The 20,087-nt window shown below is 39.2% G+C and carries 22 protein-coding genes; 4 read left to right on the forward strand and 18 right to left on the reverse strand.

What is annotated here, in order from left to right; translation table 11 throughout:
* Positions 1-112: 112 nt before the first annotated feature.
* Both nfuA and L659_RS0120130 read left to right on the forward strand, forming a co-directional pair.
* Complete coding sequence (gene nfuA, locus L659_RS0120125; RefSeq protein ID WP_007584966.1) at positions 113-688, forward strand: Fe-S biogenesis protein NfuA; 576 nt, start codon at positions 113-115, stop codon at positions 686-688.
* Positions 689-697: 9 nt separating this feature from the next.
* Complete coding sequence (locus L659_RS0120130; protein WP_002959572.1) at positions 698-967, forward strand: hypothetical protein; 270 nt, start codon at positions 698-700, stop codon at positions 965-967.
* 14 nt (positions 968-981) lie between these two features.
* On the opposite strand, the gene L659_RS0120135 is transcribed toward L659_RS0120130, so the two are convergent.
* Positions 982-2,316, reverse strand: coding sequence for an MATE family efflux transporter (locus tag L659_RS0120135; protein WP_407072744.1), 1,335 nt, complete (start codon positions 2,314-2,316; stop codon positions 982-984).
* Between L659_RS0120135 and L659_RS0120140 the strand changes: the two genes are divergently transcribed.
* The gene (locus L659_RS0120140) at positions 2,296-3,333 is read left to right on the forward strand and encodes a polysaccharide deacetylase family protein (RefSeq protein WP_010554949.1); all 1,038 of its coding nucleotides are present in this window, start codon (positions 2,296-2,298) and stop codon (positions 3,331-3,333) included. The two genes, L659_RS0120135 and L659_RS0120140, sit on opposite strands and share 21 nt — an antisense overlap.
* On the opposite strand, the gene L659_RS0120145 is transcribed toward L659_RS0120140, so the two are convergent.
* The 13 genes from L659_RS0120145 to L659_RS0120205 all read right to left on the reverse strand — a co-directional run bounded on the left by L659_RS0120145 (position 3,323) and on the right by L659_RS0120205 (position 15,403).
* Entirely contained in the window at positions 3,323-4,354 is a 1,032-nt protein-coding gene (locus tag L659_RS0120145; RefSeq protein ID WP_007584963.1) for a protein-glutamate methylesterase/protein-glutamine glutaminase, read from the reverse strand. The genes L659_RS0120140 and L659_RS0120145 overlap by 11 nt on opposite strands.
* A gap of 8 nt (positions 4,355-4,362) precedes the next feature.
* Positions 4,363-4,980, reverse strand: a complete 618-nt coding sequence (cheD, locus tag L659_RS0120150) for a chemoreceptor glutamine deamidase CheD (protein WP_007584962.1) — start codon at positions 4,978-4,980, stop codon at positions 4,363-4,365.
* The gene (locus L659_RS0120155) at positions 4,964-5,794 is read right to left on the reverse strand and encodes a CheR family methyltransferase (protein ID WP_024591684.1); all 831 of its coding nucleotides are present in this window, start codon (positions 5,792-5,794) and stop codon (positions 4,964-4,966) included. The genes cheD and L659_RS0120155 overlap by 17 nt, the downstream gene beginning before the upstream one ends.
* 79 nt (positions 5,795-5,873) lie before the next feature.
* Complete coding sequence (locus L659_RS0120160; RefSeq protein WP_010554953.1) at positions 5,874-8,180, reverse strand: methyl-accepting chemotaxis protein; 2,307 nt, start codon at positions 8,178-8,180, stop codon at positions 5,874-5,876.
* A 45-nt stretch (positions 8,181-8,225) separates the two neighbouring features.
* Entirely contained in the window at positions 8,226-8,711 is a 486-nt protein-coding gene (locus L659_RS0120165; protein ID WP_024591685.1) for a chemotaxis protein CheW, read from the reverse strand.
* Positions 8,708-10,798 carry a chemotaxis protein CheA gene (locus L659_RS0120170; protein ID WP_024591686.1) on the reverse strand — a complete coding sequence of 697 codons (2,091 nt, stop codon included), beginning with the start codon at positions 10,796-10,798 and terminating at the stop codon, positions 8,708-8,710. The genes L659_RS0120165 and L659_RS0120170 overlap by 4 nt, the downstream gene beginning before the upstream one ends.
* A 10-nt stretch (positions 10,799-10,808) precedes the next feature.
* A complete protein-coding gene (locus L659_RS0120175; RefSeq protein ID WP_007584956.1) occupies positions 10,809-11,171 on the reverse strand; it encodes a response regulator in 363 nt (120 codons plus the stop codon).
* An 8-nt stretch (positions 11,172-11,179) separates the two neighbouring features.
* The gene (locus L659_RS0120180; RefSeq protein WP_002959595.1) at positions 11,180-11,452 is read right to left on the reverse strand and encodes an STAS domain-containing protein; all 273 of its coding nucleotides are present in this window, start codon (positions 11,450-11,452) and stop codon (positions 11,180-11,182) included.
* A 152-nt stretch (positions 11,453-11,604) separates the two neighbouring features.
* The gene (locus L659_RS0120185; RefSeq protein ID WP_024591687.1) at positions 11,605-12,222 is read right to left on the reverse strand and encodes an SCO family protein; all 618 of its coding nucleotides are present in this window, start codon (positions 12,220-12,222) and stop codon (positions 11,605-11,607) included.
* Positions 12,219-13,148 carry a heme o synthase gene (cyoE, locus tag L659_RS0120190; protein WP_002959598.1) on the reverse strand — a complete coding sequence of 310 codons (930 nt, stop codon included), beginning with the start codon at positions 13,146-13,148 and terminating at the stop codon, positions 12,219-12,221. The genes L659_RS0120185 and cyoE overlap by 4 nt, the downstream gene beginning before the upstream one ends.
* Positions 13,149-13,160: 12 nt before the next feature.
* Positions 13,161-14,150, reverse strand: a complete 990-nt coding sequence (locus tag L659_RS0120195) for a COX15/CtaA family protein (protein ID WP_007584952.1) — start codon at positions 14,148-14,150, stop codon at positions 13,161-13,163.
* Positions 14,151-14,178: 28 nt separating this feature from the next.
* A complete protein-coding gene (locus tag L659_RS0120200; protein WP_002959602.1) occupies positions 14,179-14,673 on the reverse strand; it encodes a hypothetical protein in 495 nt (164 codons plus the stop codon).
* Positions 14,663-15,403, reverse strand: a complete 741-nt coding sequence (locus L659_RS0120205; protein WP_024591688.1) for an SURF1 family protein — start codon at positions 15,401-15,403, stop codon at positions 14,663-14,665. Before L659_RS0120205 ends, L659_RS0120200 begins: the two co-directional genes overlap by 11 nt.
* A gap of 14 nt (positions 15,404-15,417) precedes the next feature.
* Here L659_RS0120205 and L659_RS1000000124100 point away from each other — a divergent pair, with 14 nt between their 5' ends.
* Positions 15,418-15,726: a DUF2909 family protein gene (locus tag L659_RS1000000124100; RefSeq protein ID WP_076916441.1), complete on the forward strand. Its 309-nt coding sequence runs from the start codon at positions 15,418-15,420 to the stop codon at positions 15,724-15,726.
* Here the strand turns inward: L659_RS1000000124100 and L659_RS0120210 are convergent.
* The 4 genes from L659_RS0120210 to coxB are packed head-to-tail and all read right to left on the reverse strand — an operon-like array spanning position 15,629 to position 19,804.
* Positions 15,629-16,504 (reverse strand): cytochrome c oxidase subunit 3, encoded by an 876-nt coding sequence (locus tag L659_RS0120210; RefSeq protein ID WP_024591689.1) that lies wholly within the window; start codon positions 16,502-16,504, stop codon positions 15,629-15,631. The genes L659_RS1000000124100 and L659_RS0120210 overlap by 98 nt on opposite strands.
* A gap of 35 nt (positions 16,505-16,539) precedes the next feature.
* On the reverse strand, positions 16,540-17,070 hold the full coding sequence (locus L659_RS0120215) for a cytochrome c oxidase assembly protein (RefSeq protein ID WP_002959612.1): 531 nt from the start codon (positions 17,068-17,070) through the stop codon (positions 16,540-16,542).
* Positions 17,070-18,662: a cytochrome c oxidase subunit I gene (gene ctaD, locus L659_RS0120220; RefSeq protein WP_007584944.1), complete on the reverse strand. Its 1,593-nt coding sequence runs from the start codon at positions 18,660-18,662 to the stop codon at positions 17,070-17,072. The genes L659_RS0120215 and ctaD overlap by 1 nt, the downstream gene beginning before the upstream one ends.
* Positions 18,662-19,804, reverse strand: a complete 1,143-nt coding sequence (gene coxB / locus L659_RS0120225) for a cytochrome c oxidase subunit II (RefSeq protein ID WP_024591690.1) — start codon at positions 19,802-19,804, stop codon at positions 18,662-18,664. The genes ctaD and coxB overlap by 1 nt, the downstream gene beginning before the upstream one ends.
* Between the last annotated feature and the right edge of the window lie 283 nt (positions 19,805-20,087).

Raw genomic sequence — 20,087 nt, forward strand, 5'->3', positions numbered from 1 at the left:
CTACCATTGCTTAAAATAGATGCCAACTTTTTACGCTCAACACTAGCCGCAACACGATGAGCGGAGTATGATACACAGTATCCGAGTAATTTAGTCAAGTATAGATGGTTTTATGATTTCTATTTCCGAAACAGCGCAAGCGCATTTTGCTAAACTATTAGCAGATCAATCACAACAAACCAATATTCGTGTGTTTGTTGTAAACCCTGGTTCATCACAAGCGGAATGTGGTGTGTCTTATTGTCCAGAAGACGCTGTAGAAGCGAGCGATATTCGCCTAAACTTTAACGGTTTTGATGCCGTTGTAGATGCTGAAAGTGCTCCATTTTTAGAAGAAGCTGAAATCGATTTTGTTACCGACAAAATGGGTACTCAGTTAACGCTAAAAGCACCAAATGCAAAGGCGCGTAAAATAGGTAACGATGCATCGTTAAACGAACGTGTACAGCACATGCTAGAAACCGAAGTAAATCCACAACTTGCTAACCACGGTGGCCAAGTAAGCCTTGTTGAAATTACAGCTGCAGGTATTGCTATACTTCAGTTTGGTGGTGGTTGTAACGGTTGTTCTATGATCGATGTAACGCTAAAAGAAGGCATTGAAAAAGAAATGATAGCTAAGTTTGAAGAAATCACCGGTGTTGCTGATATAACAGAGCACGAAGCGGGCGATCACTCTTACTATTAGGCCTTGTAAATGCTAAAGCAGCTTATTTATCGCTTAGGGAGCAACCCTAAGCTGAGCTTAAAGCGCTTTTTTCGCGGCTTAGCACTGTTTGTGCTAGCCGTGATATTCATATCTATTGGGTATTACACTCACTACAGCTTACAAATAATTGGCGTTATAATTTTACTCCCCGCATTATTTTTTGCCGGTTGGGGCTACTGCGGTATTTTTGCTAATCGTTTTTCACAAGTTTTAAAAGATATGGGCCCTAAACACCACGACCCCGATCTCTGGAAATAAACCATTTATTTAGTTTAATCTAATAGCTGATTATTTATTTTTAAGTGGTGATATTTAATTATTAATGTAACCCCGCGCATTAACATAAAACAGCTCATAGCCAGCCATAACCCGTTATTTTGCAAGTCTATAAACACCCAAAACACACCAAAAAAGCCAACTCCAGCTGAAAGTATCATACTGTTACGCATGTTCTTTGCTCGCGTAAGCCCTACAAAAACACCATCAAACAAAAAGCAACTCATGGCCAAAATAGGCAACACTATTAGCCATGGTAAATAGTGTGTTGCCTCTTGAATAACCTCTGGCACATTGGTTAAAAGCTTGATTATACCGCTGCCAAATAATGCAAAAAAAGCGCTATATAAGACGCCAAAAAGCATGCCCCAAAATACACTTATTTTAACCCAAAGCTCTATATTTTTAACGCTTCCTTGGCCTTTAGCTTGTCCTACTTTTGCCTCAGACGCGTAAGCAACGCCATCAAGAGCAAAACTCACCAACATTAGAAAGTTAAGTAAAACAGCATTAGCAGCTAATGTGGTTTCGCCTATACGCGCTGCGTAAAACGTCATAAAACTAAAGCATAATTGCAGTATTAAAGAGCGAATAAATATATCTCTATTCAAACTCAATAATTCAGCCATTTTGCTAATACTCAACCAATTCGGTACATTTAGATCAATGTCTTGTTTTTTAGCTAGTTTAACCACTAAAAACAGTGCAAATACTAAAGCCGTATAATCAGCAATAAGTGAAGCCCACGCAGCGCCTGCAACTGCCCAATCTAAATAAACAACAAAATAAATATCGAGTACTATATTAACGATATTAGTGACGAGTAATAAATAAAATGGGCCTCGACCATAATGTACACCAAGCATCCAACCCAGTAACACTAAATTACACAATGCTGCTGGAGCACTAAAAATACGAATGCTAAAATACTGATACGCTTGGATAAGTACATCGCTATTGGCGGCGGAGAGATAAGCAATAGCGTGCTTTATTAATGGGGATAACACAATTAATAGCACGGCCACTGCGCTTGCAAGCAATAGGCTTCGTTTAAGTAAAGCGGCAAGTTGGGTTAAATCGTTTTTTCCGTATGCTTGTGCCACGAGTCCCGTGGTGCTCATTCTTAAAAAACCAGCAAGCCAAAATAAAATAGATATAACTGCAGAGCCAAGGGCAATACCCGCTAAGTAATGAGCGCTTCCTAAGTGCCCAATTACAGCAGTATCAACAATTCCTAACAACGGCACTGTGATATTTGATAGTATCATCGGACCCGCTAACAACAGCAAGCTTTTATGGTGTGCCTTATTATGTATAAGAAATTGTTTCATTTAGTATTATTTATCCTCATTAGTGTATCTGTGCGGGCTCAAGCAGCCGTTATTTTACAGTATCATCATGTTAGTGAAACCCTACCCGCTGTAACAAGCGTTAGCGCCAATACATTCACTAAACATTTGAGCTATTTAAAAGAGCACAACTTTAACGTTATTCCTCTTAATGACTTAATAAACGCACTTCAGCAAGGTGAAACCTTACCTGATAAAACTGTCGCCATCACCTTTGATGATGGTTATAACAATAACTATGAACAAGCCGCGCCTATTTTAGAAAAGTTTGGCTACCCGTACACTATCTTTGTAAATCCTAAATTAATAGACGAGGGCATGAGCTACGTAATGGGGTGGGATAAGCTCAAAGAATTATCTAAAAAAGGGGCATTAATAGCCAATCATAGCGGACAACATGATTACTTACACCTTAAGCTTGAAAACGAAACCGATGCACAATGGCAATCACGTATTAAGCAAGATATTATTAGCTCTCAAAAGCGTATAAAAGAAGAAATAGGCCACGACTATAAATACTTAGCATACCCGTATGGTGAGTTTAATAACGAGCTGCAAGCACTTGTGACAGAGCTTGGTTTTGTGGGTATTGGTCAGCACTCCGGCGCTGTAAATAAAGACTCTAATTTTAGCCGCTTACCACGTTTTCCTGCATCAGGCTTTTACAGCAAACTAGAAACTCTTATTACTAAGCTTAACTCACGCGCGTTTAATATCACCAATTTAACTTATCAAGATAGCGTTACACAACAAAATCCACCCACGCTCACAATTGAATTTAAAATGGGTGACTTTCATAAAAGCCAATTTGCCTGTTACGTATCAAGCGTAGGCCAAGCAGATTTAAAATGGGTAAATAAAAATACAGTCGAAATAACCTCACCAAAGGTGCTTAATAAAGGACGCTCTCGTTTTAATTGTACGGCCCCTTCTATTTCTAGCCCTGGTGATTATTTTTGGTTTTCGCAGCCTTGGGTAATTGAAGCGCCTAAACCTTAACTGCCTGATGTAATAGTCGCTGGGTTATTTTATCCAGCGCAACTATCTCGTCTGCTGCATTTAACTCAGCGGCAGCCTTAGGCATACCCCATACCACCGATGAGTACTCATCTTGAGCCAAGGTATACGCACCGTTTTGTTTTAGTGCAAGTAACCCTTTTGCGCCATCACTCCCCATCCCTGTTAGTATGGCTGCAACTACGTTTTTAGCTCCTGTCTCAACTAATGAGTTAAACAGCACATCTACCGCAGGTTTATGTCTGTTGACCGGCTCGCCATCATCAAGCTGGCAATACAAGCTAACACCTCGCTTTTTAATACTTAAATGAAAACCACCTGGTGCTATATAAGCCCAGCCAGTGCTAAGCTTATCGCCATGTTCAGCCTCTTTCACATTTATCGTGCATGTACGATTCATTCGCTCAGCAAATGAGGCGCTAAACACAGGAGGAATATGCTGAGTAATTACAATGGGCGGGCAATTTTGTGGCATTTTAATAAGTACTTCTTTGATAGCCTCAGTACCCCCCGTGGAAGCACCTATCGCAATTACTTTATTAAGTAAAAATTGAGAATGGGTATTAATAGGCTCATTTGTGACGACCGTTTTTTTATAGCTTCTTACTCTTGCTCCAGCAGCTATTCGCACCTTTTGTTGAACAAGTGATGCATATTGGCTCAATTGCTCTCTTACGTTATTAGTAGGCTTAGCTATAAAATCAACAGCCCCTAATTCGAGTGCCTCGAGTGTAATAGGAGAGCCTTTTTGGGTCAGTGTTGAAATCATCACTACTGGCATTGGTCTTAATCGCATTAAGTTTTTTAAAAAACTAATGCCATCCATTTTTGGCATTTCTACGTCGAGCGTTAATACATCAGGATTTAACTTTTTTATCATTTCACGAGCTTCGTAGGGATCCTCAGCGCTCCCCACTACCGTAATATCTTTAGCTTGCTGTAATATTTCAGTGAGTAAACGCCTAATTAAGGGGGAGTCGTCAATTATTAATACTTTAATCATGCATACTCCTAAAACAGCTCTATATCAGTTACTACTTCTTGCTTTTTAAGGTTTTGTAAGTAACGGACTTCGCGTTTTTCAATCGTATTATTATGTAGGTTTTTAAGTTTTTTCATATGAACTTTACCGGTGTTCGGATGAAAAAATATTTTTCGTGGCCATGGTCCACCCATATCGTGGGCAACTAGATTTAATGCCTCTTCTTTAATATACGCCGCTGCAAAACTAATATTACCCAGCCCTATATCAGTCATCGCACTAATAATTTTACCCCCACCAAAAAGTTTTACTTTTAGGTTACGGCGAGACGCACCATTTTTTAAAACTTCGTTTATAAGATACTCCATAGCCCAATTGCCATACCGACAACTTAAACTATGCGCATTCTTAAGTTCTACTCCCTTTTGAATTGGTAACATAAAGTGATTCATGCCCCCAATCCCTAGTACTTCATCGTAAACACAAGCCGCAATACACGAACCCAGAACTGTAGAGATCAGCTCATTATTTTTAGAAACATAAAACTCACCCGGAAGCACTTTAGCAACAACGCTACCTCGGCCCGAGTCCCAATATCGTTTAATATGTTCAAAGTTAGGTAATACCGGCCTAAACTCTGCGTGCATTTTGTCCCTTTTGGTACATAGTTTTCCCTAAATTTTTAAATTGCGTATGCTCTTTTCCCATACTTTCTGAGTGACCTAAAAACAAATAACCTTGTTCATTTAATATATTGGCGTAACGCTTAAAAAGCTGATCTTTTGTTTCTTTATCAAAGTAAATAACAACATTACGACATAAAATAAGATCAAATGATCCTTTCATTGGCCAATCTTGCAATAAGTTTAAACGCTTGAATGAAATAGACTCTTTTAGCCTATCTTTAACTTTATAGTTTTCACCGTCTTTACTTTTTAAAAACCAACGCTTAAGTTGCACGTCATCTAAGCCGTTAACATTCGCTGCGGTGTAAATACCCTTTTGTGCTTTTGCCAATACATTAGAATCTAAATCGGTTGCTAGTATTTTTACATCCCAATTGCTCGGAAATGCATTATTTAAAGTCATCGCCAAACTGTAGGGTTCTTCTCCTGTTGAGCAACCTGCAGACCAGATTCTTACTCGCTTACTATTTTTATTTGCCTTTAAGAGAGCAGGTACAAGCTCAGATTTTATAAATTCAAAGTGGTGTATTTCACGAAAAAAAGACGTTAAGTTAGTTGTTATTGCATTAATAAAGGCATCAAACTCCTGATCTTTATGGCTATTTAAATACTCTAAATAGGCTTTAAAGTCAGTTAGTTTTCGCTCTCTAATACGTCTTGCTAAGCGTGAATAAACCATCTCTCGCTTATGCTCACCTAATACAATTCCACATGCGCTATAAACTAAACTGGCAATTTCTTTAAAGTCGCGGTCGGTACACAAAAACTCTTTCATTATTCGCTCTCAATTTAGCCTGCCAAATAATACCTCGCTGTGATTATGTATTCAGCGAGGTGTATAAGAAGATTGGTTGTTAAAATTCTTCCCATTCATCAGCAGAGTCTACAAAGTTATCGCCTCTGGGTTTATTACTTACAAAACTGCTTTGCGACTTATGAGATAATTTAGGTGTGCGCATAGTCGGCGAAATCATCGCCATCTCTTGCTGACCTATTGAGAAAAAGTTGAGTAGTTGGCGCATCTCATTAGCTTGCTCAGCCATAGACTCGCCAGCGGCAGAGGCTTGCTCTACTAAGGCGGCATTTTGTTGCGTCATTTCGTCCATTTGTGAGATGGCGGTATTAACTTGTTCAATACCCGCACTTTGTTCTTCAGATGCCTCTGTAATATCAGAAATCATTTGCGTCACTCTTTGTACCGATACAACAATCTCTTTAAGTGTAGCGCCCGACTCATTAACTAATTGAGAGCCATCAGCTACTTTGCCTACACTATCTCTTATTAACTCTTTAATTTCTTTCGCTGCGCCTGCAGAGCGCTGTGCTAAATTACGCACTTCACCTGCAACAACCGCAAAGCCTCGACCTTGTTCACCAGCCCTTGCAGCCTCTACTGCAGCATTAAGCGCTAATAAGTTAGTTTGAAATGCTATTTCGTCAATGACACCAATAATATCTGCAATTTTCTTGCTCGACTCATTAATTGCCGACATGCTCGTAACTGCTCTATTTACAACCTCACCACCTTGAATCGCCTTTTCGCATGTTTCTTCTGCTAAATCGTTTGCCACTTTTGCGTTATCAGCATTTTGGCGAACGGTGCTAGTCATCTCTTCCATGCTCGACGCTGTTTCTTCAAGTGACGAGGCTTGCTCTTCTGTACGTTGGCTTAAATCAGCATTACCTTGAGAGATTTCCTCTGCACCACTGGCTACAAGCGTTGCCGATGAATTAATGCGATTAATCACTTCCGTTAACTTATCTGCCGTAGCATTAGCATCGCGTTTGAGTTTATCAAATGAGCCTTTATATTCTTTTTCAACTCGTTTTGATAAATCACCATTTGCCATCGCATCGAGCATACTGCCCGTGTCAGCAACTGCATCATCAACTATTTTAACTAAGCTATTTAGCCCTTGAGCCAAACGTAAAAAGAATCCTTCCTTGCCTTCTTCCGCGACTCTTGTATCTAATTCGCCATTACCTGCAGCGCTAATAAGTTCGGCTATTTCTTTTTCAAGCGCAACCTCATTGGTCCTATCTTCCCACTCAACAATGGTGCCTAAATGCTTTCCATCTTGGCTAATCCAAGGTGAAGCAATCAAGGTGAAAGTGACACCCGCTAAAAGTAATTCGGCTTTATGAGGCTTATCGAGATTTTTTAATAAATCGCGCTGATGATTAGGGTGCTTATGAAAATCATCAACACATGTGCCAATTAAATTATCAACAGAAAAGCTTGGTAATACAGTTTGTAATTCTTTTTCACGGACTTTTAGCATTTGCTGAACACGATCGTTCACAAATACTATATTAAGGTCTTCATCAGCAATCATTACGTTCGCTTGGCAAACTTTAAGCGCATTTGCTAAATCGGCTGCTTTGCGAGATGCTTTTTCAAGCTCTTTTTGTTCAGTAATATCAGATGCGTATTTAATCACTTTAAACGGCTTGCCGTTCATATCATAAATTGGGTTATAAGATGCTTGAATCCAAACCTCCTGACCCTGCTTCCCTATTCTTAAATATTCCCCTGAATCAAATTCACCGCGACCTAGTTTGGCCCAAAACTCTTTATATTCGATACTATTTGCATGTTCGGGTTCAATAAAAAGCCTATGGTGCTGACCTTTGATCTCGCTAAGTTGATAACCAAGTGCATTTAAAAAGTTATCATTCGCATCAATAATAGTGCCATCTAAATTAAACTCGATAACCGCTTGAGATTTACTTATAGCACTAATTTGCCCTGAAGCTTCTGCTGCTATTAACTTTTGCTCGGTCACGTCGGTGGCAAACTTAACTACTTTTAATACTTGCCCTTGCTCATCAACAATTGGGTTATAAGTTGCTTGGATCCATACCTCAGCTCCACCTTTTGCATTACGCTTAAACTCATCTGAGATAAACTCGCCATTACGCAGGCGTTGCCAAAAGTTCTTATAATCGTTGCCCTGAGCTTCATCTGGGTCAACAAACATAGAGTGATGCTGGCCTTGAACCTCTTCAAGGCGATAGCCCATCGCGTTTAGAAAATTCATATTTGCAGTAATTATTTTTCCGTTAGGTTCAAACTCAATCACCGCTAATGATTTATTCAATGCGTCTACAATTAAATCATTACTTGATTTTGACTGCTTTGGATTACTAAACCATCCCATGCTCATCACCACCTTTAAGTTTATTATTCATTTAGTTTCTGTTTGCTAAATATTCATTGTTTTTTGCAGGTCAATTAGCGCTACCATTTTTTCACCAACATTCACCAACCCAGCTACATATTCACAATTATTCGATTCAGATAAACTAGGAACCGCTTTCGCATCTTGCTCCGCAATACTGTAAACATCAGAAACGGCATCAACAGCAACACCTATAATTTTACTACCTAGTTCAAATTCTATTTTGACAACGATAACCACCGTTAATGGCCCATAGTCGACACTTGGTAATCCAAAGCGCAACCGTAAATCAATAATTGGCACTATTGTTCCACGTAAATTAATAACGCCTTTTACAAATTTAGGCGCATTGGGCAGTACTGTAATTTCTTCCCAACTGCGAATTTCTTGTACTGTTAAAATATCAACGCCGTATTCTTCATCAGCCATAATAAAAGTTAAAAACTGTTTTACACCTTGCTGTTGCTGAAGATTTAATTGATTACTTAACTGGCTTTGCTCTGAGCTCATAACGCCTCCAAAGTGGCTTGCGTTTCAATCGTTAATTCTTGGCTACCTGGTTTTTTTAAACCTGAGAGCTTTATTAAGCCGCTAATGTCCACAATCAGCGATACACGCCCATCGCCTAAAATAGTGGCTCCCGATACACCATCAACTTTATGATAGTTAGCCTCTAAACTTTTAATAACAACCTGTTGTTGAGACAGTAAATCATCAACTAATAAACCCACCTTTTGGTTATCTGTTTCTACAACAACAAGCAGCGTTTTATCGAGTGATTCAATGGCATTTTTATGATTAAAAATATCGTAGAGCCTTAAAATAGGAATGTATTCGTCCCGAAGCCTCAATACATCAAGGCTTTTACCCACTCGACTCACTTTAGCAATATCAATTTGCAGAGATTCCACAATAGAAATGAGCGGGATAATATAAGTATGCTGAGCCACCTTAACTAATTGCCCATCTAAAATAGCGAGAGTAAGTGGTAATCTAATAGTAAACGTAGAACCAACACCGGCCGCTGAGGTTACCTCTACTGAGCCATTTAATGATTGAATATTTCGCTTAACTACATCCATCCCAACTCCACGACCAGATAAGTCACTTACCTCATCTACTGTCGAAAAGCCGGGCATAAAAATAAGCTCATTTATTTCATCGTCACTGAGATGGTTATCAGCTGAGATTAATTCGTTAGCGATGGCTTTTTCTTTTATTTTTTTTGTATTTAACCCCTGCCCATCATCCATTATTTCAATAACAATGTTTCCACCCTGATGAAATGCATTTAAGGTTACTGTGCCAACGGGATCTTTACCTGCCGCCAGTCTTTGCTCAACAGTCTCTAATCCATGATCAAGTGAGTTCCTCACTAAATGCACCATAGGATCGGATATTTTTTCCATTACTGTTTTATCAAGCTCGGTTTGCTCTCCAATCAACTTTAGCTCAACCTGCTTATTTAGTTTTTGCGCTATATCTCGCACTAATCGAGGAAAACGACTAAATACAAAGTTAATTGGGAGCATACGAATGCGCATCACATTTTCTTGTAAATCACGCGTATTATGGGCAAGTTGCGCTAGACCTTCTTGTAGTAAAGTAATTGTGGCTGGTGTGATTTCTTGTTCGCTGAGTTGATTTAGCATAGCTTGTGTAATAACAAGTTCCCCAACCATATTTATTAACGAATCAACTTTATCAATACCAACTCGAATGGAGGTAGACTCTGGTGTACTTGCAGGTTTTTTATCTTTATTAGCAGCGGGTTGCTTTGGCTTACTAGGTAGCTCAGCTACTTTTATTAAATCGGATGTTTCAAGCTCAACGGCTTTAGATATCTCACCTTGATTAGGTTGTATTTGCTCATCATTGCCAAATAAGCCTCCGCATAATTCAATTTTTATGTCGGCATCGTCTTCTACCCATTCAAATACTTCTTTTATGGCTTTTTCATCATGGCTAGTATCTAAAAAAAAGCGCCAATGTAAAAAGCATTCATCACTGCTCAAATCTGTAATTTCTGGAACTTCATCGTAAAATACTGTGGTTTCTAACTCACCTAGCTCTTCAAGCTCACTGATCATGTACAGTGGCTCGTTTCCTGTTTTAAATAAATGATGATGGGGTTTAAAGTCTATTTGATAGGTGTTACTACTTGTTTGCTCTTCACAGCTTTGAGGTTTATTTCCTTGTGTTTCGTTTTTCATTCCAAGTACATGTTCAAATTGTACTTTTAACGAATCTGCCTCGGTTAAATCTGGCTCTTGCTCACCTTGAAGTGCAGCAAGTAAAGCGCGCAAGCAATCCACAGCTTTGAGTAATAAATTGACATGCTCGGTACTAAGCTCTCGTTCACCTTGGCGAATTTGATCCAGTAGTGTTTCAAGTACATGAGTAAAGTCAGCAACGGAGCTAAAACCAAAAGTGCCACTGCCTCCTTTTATTGAGTGAGCAGCTCTAAAAATAGTGTTGATAGTTTCTAAATCTTCCTCACCTGGCACTAAGTTTAATAACTCAGCCTCCATGGTATCTAGGCCTTCAAAACTCTCTTCAAAGAAAACTTCAAAAAATTGACTTAAATCTATACTCACACTGCGCTCCTTAGCGAATAACTTTTTTAATTACCGCTAGTAGCTGATCGGGATTAAATGGTTTTACAATCCAACCTGTTGCACCAGCAGCTTTACCCTCTATCTTTTTTTCTAAGCCCGACTCTGTAGTAAGCATCAGTAGTGGTGTAAATTTATAACTAGGTAAAGTACGCAGCTCTCGTATTAATGTAATTCCATCCATTATTGGCATGTTTACATCTGAGATCACGGCATCAAAGTCTTGTTGCTTGGCAATAGCGAGAGCTTCACTGCCATCCTTAGCTTCGGTTACATCAAACCCGGCAGTTTTTAATGTAAAGCTCACCATTTGACGCATCGATGCTGAATCATCAACCGCTAAAATTCTTTTCATATATACCCCTAACTTTTACTTTCGGTTGTTAAGTATTGGCTTAAGCCAAGTTTATTAATTGTATGCGTTAAGGCCTCGCTACTGCCTACCCATATTATTTTGTGCTGTATAGTAAGTAGGTGTTTTTGTAAGGCGCATAAAAGTTGAATTGAGGCAGTATCAGCAGAAATCACATCGTTAATATCAAGACAGATATCATCGTTGCTATTGAGTTCGTGTAGTAAGTCTTGATGTAGTGTTTCAACTTGCGTAATAGCAAGTTCGCTCGGAAGTTTTAGCATTTAGTAAGTGCATTCCCTGTCAATTCAATTCATAACAAAAGCTTAGCCCTAGTTATTAAAATTGCCATAAAATGCTTAATTAAATTTAACCTGTCGTTAAAATACAAAAAAAGGAGCCTAAAGCTCCTTTAAAATTGGTAAAAAGTAAAAAACTAGTTTTTATAGTAATCAGCTATTTTTTTAAACTCTTCAGTTAAAGTCGTCGCATTAATTAATGGCACACTACCTTGTTTAAATTCTGGTTTAAAAATAGCTCTAACGGCTCCATTTTGATCAACCATAGCGACCGAGGCACTATGATCAACAGCATATTCTGATTCACTACTATCGCTAATGGCGTAAATTAAACCAAGCTCTCGAACAACAGGAAAAAGGTGTTTATGTTCCCCTGATACAGCTAAAAAATCAGGGTTAAAGTAATCTATATATTGCTTTCGTTTAGCTGGTGTATCGCGTTTTGGATCAACCGATAAAAACCAAACTTGTAGCGGATAATCTGCTTGTAAGTTTTTATAAACAGCATTTAACTTAGCAAGTGTTAATGGACAAATATCTGGGCAGCTTGTGTAGCCTAAAAATACTAAATTCCACTGTCCTACAAATTGTTGCTTAGTCACTAATTCACCGCGCTGATCGTTTAGCGTAAAATCAGACAGTGGCTTTGCATTTTCGTAAACTAATGCATCGACATCTGGCGGACTATTTTCGTTTGAACATGCCGATAAAAACAAAACTAAAACAACGATTAATCCAAGCCATAACTGCTTCATAAAGGGAGCCATTTATCTATAAATAAGATTACAAAGAGTACCATTAAATGAATAATCGAAAAACGAAATAAGTCCATTGCAGTCTCATCATTTCCAGCAATTTTTAAATTGACCGCCTTATATATAAACACGGCATTTAATACACATGCACCTATCAAATAGATTAATCCAGACATACCGATTAAATAAGGTAATACGCAAACAACAGCGAGTAAAACAGAGTAAGCAACGACGCACGTTTTACAAAAATCGATACCATGGGTTACTGGTAACATAGGGATTTTAGCGCGTTCATAATCACTTTTTCGCGCTATAGCCAGCGCCCAAAAGTGTGGTGGGGTCCAGGTAAATATTATCATTACGAGTAACCAAGGGGCTGCTGCCATTTGGTTTGTTTCTGACACCCAACCTAATAATGGAGGCATTGCGCCAGCCAACCCACCTATAACAATATTTTGCGGCGTTGCACGCTTTAAAAATGATGTATAAACAAATGCATAACCTACCAATGCAAATAACGTTAATATAGCGGTTAAGGTATTGGCCCACACCATCAGCATAATAAAACCAGCAACCCCAATAACAGCTGCAAAACTAAGCGCATGTGTTTTACTTAAACGCCCTTTAGCCACAGGGCGATGACGAGTCCGCGCCATTTTTGAGTCTATCTCGCTATCAACCACATGATTAATAACCGCTGCAGCAGCAGAAAGTAGCCCTATACCTAACAAGCTAATAAACTGTACGACCATACCGCGCCCTACATCGGGAGCCAGCGCTAAACCAACCCAAGCTGTTAGCACCAGCATGGCTACCACTTTAAATTTACTAATTGCTAAGTAGTCTTGCAGCAAACTATGAGTACGCGAAATTAGCGATTGAGTATTAACGGGTAGCAGTATTTTTTTATCAATTATAAGTGCCATCATATTTCCCCTTTATGTGCGTGATTTTAGGTAATAACACAACCTAACCATGCTTAATAACAGTATGGCTGCCATCAAGTTATGCGCCAGTGCAACTCCCAACGGAATATGCCAATGTACTAAAATAAGCCCTAAGCTAATTTGGCAAAGCAGAACAAGTAATACACTCACAACGCAATTTTTAATTTTTTTAGAGTACGCTTGGCTGTATATTTTCCACATAATTAACGCCAGAACAATGCAAGTAACGAGTGCCCAAATGCGATGTAATAAATGAATAGACATACGCGCTTGCTGCGATAACACACCAAACTCATAATTACTGTGCTCAAGTGGTAATTGAAATACGCTACTCAATGAAAACGGTTGTGCGTAATTACACAATGGCAAACCACTACAATGTGGAGCGGCGTAATTTGCAGCCAGCCAACCACCAAGTGCAATTTGGATAATTAATACACTGAGCGCTACTAAACTTAAACCGAAATAGCGTTTTGCGCCGCTATCGCCACCCATAATAGGTTTTGCGGTTAGCCGTAAATATAAAAGCGTTATAAGTGACAAAATACTAAAGCCACCTAATAAGTGGCCCATTACAATAAGCGGCTGAAGGTTCATGGTTACTGTCCACATACCAAGGGCAGCCTGAAACACCACTAGTAGAAGTAAAGCCAAAGGCAATTTAACTGGCGTAGTTGGATATTGGCGTTTTAAAAAAGCCAACACAAATAAACCTAAAATAAGTAAGCCTAAAGCACCTGCAAAGTAGCGATGAATCATTTCTTTCCACGCTTTTGCGGTTTCGAACATCATATCGGGGTAGCTTTGAGTTGCTAAGGCTATGTCAGCCTCATGCTTAGGTACCGTTAAAAAGCCATAACAACCAGGCCAATCGGGGCACCCTAAACCTGCATCACTTAAGCGGGTGTACGCACCTAAAGCAACTACAATCAAAGCGAGTAATCCTGTTATTAATACTAAGTTTTTATAATTTTTATACATCAGATACTCCAACTTAAGCTCAACTTAGTTAGCTAGAACGAGAATAGTTAAGTAATTTTTTTAGATCTTTTAATAATCCTTTTTGTACTAAACGGTTTTCTTGTGGCTCGACCTTAAAGGGGTATTCAAGTACCACTAACCCCATATGATCAATTAAATACAAACTTGCAGGATTTAAACTCTGTTGCTCGGTAATAATTTTCCATGGTAGGTTTTTATTGTCGGGACTTCCCATTACAGCCATATCAACCTTGCCTTGGTTTTTACCAAGTGCCACATATAAATTATTAAGTGCATTGAGCTGTTCGCTGCATGGGGTGTTACATTCGTTTGAATAATTAAGTGCGATAGTCCATTGCTTGGGATTATTTTGCGGCCAATTTTTAAGTTTTATTTCTTGGCTTAAAAACTCGCCATTATTAGTAATTGCAGTAGGCAACCAATCAAACTTTAATGCGCCATATGCCAAAACTAATGGGATTGCGCAGCAACCCACAAACAACAAAAGGGGATTATTTTTCATTATGTGTCCTTTTTTTACTCGCAAAAATAGCCACAACAGCACATGCAACAGCAATTAAAAACCATTGCACAGCGTAGGCATTATGCTTTTGAGGGCTCATAACAACTGCCTCATAATGAGGTGTTGCAATCTCATCACCAGTACCTTGTCTGTAAGCCATAAAATTAATTAATGATTGCTGGCTTTGAGTGCTCAGCATATTCAAGTCGATAGATTGGATTCTTGTAGGTAAGTCGTTATTTGTAGTTTTATCTTCAAGCGTAAAGCTACTTAAGTTATTTTCTTTTATTTGCGCTTTAAGAATAAAAACACCTGTAGGCAGAGTAACCTTTGGCAGTGTATCTCTAGATATAGGCGCTTTTACCCATCCTAAATTAACTAAAATCACTTTTTCTTCGCTGTCTGGCTTTAGTAAAGCAAGTAGGTCGTACCCTACTTGTCCGTTATAAACTTGATTATCTAAAAGCCAATATTGGTTTTGTACAAACCGCCCTTTTAACTCAACCAATACACCAGTTTTGTTCCAGCTATCAGGCAGGTTAAGTAATTGAGACCAGCTCATCACACCCCGATTCTGTTGCTTAGCAATAGCGGTTAGTTGTTGCTGCTTTTGCTCACCTCGCTCCAACTGCCAAAACCCTAATCGCACACACACAAGTACAACAACCACAACCATACAAAGTGTGATTAGTGAACTAAGCTTTTGTTTGTGCCATAAAACTAACTGCATAAAGGGTCAACTCAGTGATTATTAAAATTATTATCGTACTGTTGTTAATATTTATACTTTTTAACTTATTTAGAGCATTGTTTATTATGGTGTCAGGGAAAACTGGGGGACGACCTATGTCTCACTTTTTAGGTCGTCGCGTATTGTTTTCGGTCGTTGTTTTAGTTGTTGTTATTGCAGCGCTTAAACTTGGTTTTATTAAAGCAAATAATTCGCCAATAAACGCTACAGCACATATACAAATACAAACAAACACAGCCACACCACATCAACAAAGTGCCAATACCAAGCAGCTGCTTGAAAAGCAAAATGCTTATCTTTAGTAAAGTGCCCTTTTAATATCCGTAAAAATATTACAAATAAAAGTACGGTTCCTAACGTTACATGCATGCCATGAAAACCAGTCAATAAAAAGAACGTATTACCGTAAATGCCCGCATCTAGCGTTAGGTTAAGGTCATTATATGCATGCATGTACTCCTCAACTTGCAGCCCTAAAAAGCAAACGCCCAATAAAATAGTAGCGCCTAAAAAAACTTTAAGTGGAGTGCGTTTATTGTTTTCCATCGCTACGTGGGCAAAATGTAAAGTAACTGAGGAAGTAAGCAGTATTAAGGTATTTATAAGCGGTAAGCCTTGCCAGCCCATAGCTTGAGTAGTTTCGCCAGCAGGTGTTGAAACTAGCGGCCAAACAGCTTCGAAAGTTGGCCATAAAACCTCGTTAGTCATTGCATTATTGCCTGCGCCTCCAAGCCAAGGTACCGACAATACGCGTGCATAAAAAAGCGCACCAAAAAAGGCCATAAAAAACATAACTTCAGAAAAAATAAACCAGCTCATACCTTGTCTAAAAGAGCGATCCATTTGTGCTGAGTACAAACCTTGGTCCGATTCACTAATTACATTTTTAAACCAGCTAAACAACATATACACAAGTACAGCAATACCGGCATAAAGCAGATAAACCCCGCTACCACCTTCATTACCTACACTCATAACAGTCAAGCCTGCCCCTACTGCAATAAAAAACAATGCAACAGCACCTACAATAGGCCATGGGCTTTGCTCAGGTACGTAATAATGCTCATATTCTTGATTCATTTTATTTACTCCTAGTTTCACACTAGTTTAAAAAGCTAGTTGTTACTTGCCACCAGCTGTTCACTAATATCAAATACGGTATAAGATAAAGTTAATTCTTCAATATCGCTTGGCAGTGCGGTATCAACATAAAAAAGTAATTTAAATTCAAGTTCTTCCCCTGCTTTTAGAGGTTGCTGATCAAAGCAAAAACAGGCTATTTTGTGTAAATACTTTGCCGCTTTACCTGGCGAGACTGATGGTACAGCCTGCATTACTTTATCTAGATTGCTGTTATTTTTAGCACTAAACATTACTTCACGCATTGCACCGGGTTTTACCACTACACTGTATTCTTTTGATTTAACTTCAAACGGTGCACCACTTTGTGCGTGAGTAGTAAAGCTAACGCCGACTTCTCGATTTTGTACTATTTGTGTACTTTGCTCTGCTTGCTCAAGCGAAGGTTTTCCATTAAGCCCTGTTACATCACAAAACACGTCATACAAAGGTACTAAAGCAAAGGCAAAGGCAAACATGCCTATGCAAATAAGTACCAAACGTTTGAGTAGCGGTGCGTGTGTCATTACTTAATTACCGGCGGCGTAGAAAAAGTATGATATGGCGCTGGAGAGTCAACTTCCCACTCAAGCCCTTCTGCCCCTTCCCATACTTTTGCAGGCACTTTATCACCGCCACGCGCGCATTTAATTACCACAGCTACAAACAACAATTGCGATAAACCAAAGGCAAATCCACCAATACTTATGATTGCGTTAAAGTCGGCAAATTGAAGTGCATAATCGGGAATTCGACGCGGCATACCGGCAAGCCCTACAAAATGCATAGGAAAAAACAGTACGTTCACACTCACCAGCGATAGCCAAAAATGCCATTTAGCTAGCGTGATATTAAACATATTGCCCGTCCACTTGGGCAGCCAGTAATAGGCCCCCGCCATTATCGAAAATACAGCCCCTGTTACTAATACATAATGAAAATGCGCCACTACAAAATAAGTATCGTGGTACTGAAAGTCAGCAGGTGTAATTGCCAGCATCAACCCCGAAAAGCCACCTAAGGTAAACAGCACAATAAACGCAATACTAAAAAGCATTGGCACTTCAAAAGTTATTGAGCCTTTCCACATTGTGGCAACCCAATTAAATACTTTTACTCCTGTAGGTACCGATATAAGCATGGTCGCGTACATAAAAAACAACTCGCCAGCGACCGGCATCCCAGTGGTAAACATATGATGAGCCCATACAATAAAGCTCAATAGTGCTATGGAGGATGTGGCGTATACCATTGAGGCATAGCCAAAAAGTTTTTTACGAGAAAAGGTAGGTACTATTGTAGATATAATGCCAAAGGCAGGAAGAATCATTATGTATACTTCGGGATGACCAAAAAACCAAAAAATGTGTTGGAACATCACCGGGTCGCCACCGCCTGCGGCATCAAAAAAGCTGGTCGCAAAATACTTATCGGTAAGTACCATAGTGACAGCGCCTGCAAGCACTGGCATTACCGCTATTAATAAAAAGGCAGTAATTAACCACGTCCATACAAATAAGGGCAACTTCATCCATGTCATGCCAGGGGCACGTAAGTTCACTATGGTTACAATCACATTGATTGCGCCCATTATTGAGCTAATCCCCATAATATGTACGGCAAATACAAACAATGCAGTATTATCATTACTGTATGTTGTAGACAGTGGTGCATAAAAAGTCCAACCAAATGCAGGACCCCCACCAGGCATAAATAATGATGCCAATAGGATTAAAAACGCAAACGGTAAAATCCAAAAGCTCCAGTTATTCATTCTTGGCAATGCCATATCTGGCGCGCCAATCATGAGTGGTATCATCCAGTTAGCAAGGCCTGTAAAGGCCGGCATAACCGCACCAAACACCATAATTAAACCATGCACGGTGGTCATTTGATTAAAAAAGTGAGGATCGACCAACTGTAAACCTGGTTGAAATAATTCAGCTCTGATCACCATGGCCATTCCACCACCAATTAAGAACATGGTCAGCGAAAAAATTAAATATAAACTACCTATATCTTTATGATTAGTTGTGTAAAGCCAGCGTTTAAAACCTTTAGCTGGGTGATGAGCATGATGAGCTTCATTGGCGTTAGGTTGTTCTACTATGCTACTCATTAGTTCGCCTCCACTTTGGCATCAAGTGCTGCCTGTATTTGACTCGGTTGAATAACATCACCCGTATCATTACCCCACACATTACGTTTATAAGTAATAACCGCTGCTAATTGCTTTATAGATAACTGTTTGGCAAATGCTTGCATTGCCGTACCGGGTCGCCCATGGATAACTACATCAATGTGATCTTTTATATCGCCAAGCACTATAGGGCTGCCTTTAAGTGCAGGAAATACACCCGGTAACCCCATGCCAGTAGGCTGATGACATGCAGCACAATTGGCCATATATACTTGTTCGCCTAAAGTCATTAATTCTTCTTTTGGGAGGGTTTTATCAAGTAATGCGGCATCTGCTAATGCTGCTTTTTGTTTAGCTTGCTTTGCATCTGCAAGCCACGTTTTAAAATCAGCCTCAGATTTAGCGACCACCACAACAGGCATAAAGCCATGATCTTTACCACACAACTCAGCACATTGGCCTCGGTAAGTACCTTCTTCGTTTATGTTCGTCCATGTTTCGTTTATAAAGCCGGGATTCGCATCTTTTTTAACTGCAAAATCAGGTACCCACCAAGAGTGAATAACATCGTCAGAAGTCATTAAAAATCGTACTTTTTGATTTATTGGCAGTACAAGAGGCTTATCAACCTCAAGTAAGTAGTTAGGATTTTTATCTGCAAGGTTCGCGATTTCATCTTGCGGGGTAGATAAAATAGAGTAGAACTCTACATCTTCACCCATATATTCATAATGCCATTTCCATTGCGAGCCTGTAATTTTAATAGTGAGATCAGCTTTGCTGGCATCTTCCATTGCAATTAGGGTTTTAGTGGCTGGTACTGCCATAGCAATTAAAATAACAAACGGGATTGCAGTCCAAAGTATTTCTACTTTAGTGCTTTCGTGAAATTGGGCAGGTACAGCCCCTTTAGATTTGCGGTGATGAATAAGTGCCCAAAACATAATTGCGAACACTATCACCCCAATCACACAACATATTATAAATATGGTCATGTGCAGCTGATATACATTATTGCTTATATCGGTTACGCCTTTGCGCATATTGTATTGGCTGTTAGCCAAAACTGGGTGCGAAAAAACACATAATATAAGCCACAAGGTAGAGGTCAGTTTACCCATGTGACGGCTCCTTTGATGCTATTGCGAATGCAAAGCGAAGAGGCATACGGCTTAAACGCCAATTCGTTATTTTTATTTTTTTAGTCAATCTCATTTAATATTGATTGGTTTTGCTGCGCCAACAACGGGTTTGTGTATATTGTGTGTTCTCAAAACTAAAAAGCTGTGAGTTATTATTAGCTCAGCACATTAATAATTAGCTAAAAAATGAACAACAAGCAAGTTTTAGTATAAAAAACAATCAGGTGATATTGAGTAATTAATAAAAAATCAGTAACCAACT

Source organism: Pseudoalteromonas sp. S8-8, from assembly GCF_000497875.1.
Taxonomy (GTDB): Bacteria; Pseudomonadota; Gammaproteobacteria; order Enterobacterales; family Alteromonadaceae; genus Pseudoalteromonas; species Pseudoalteromonas arctica.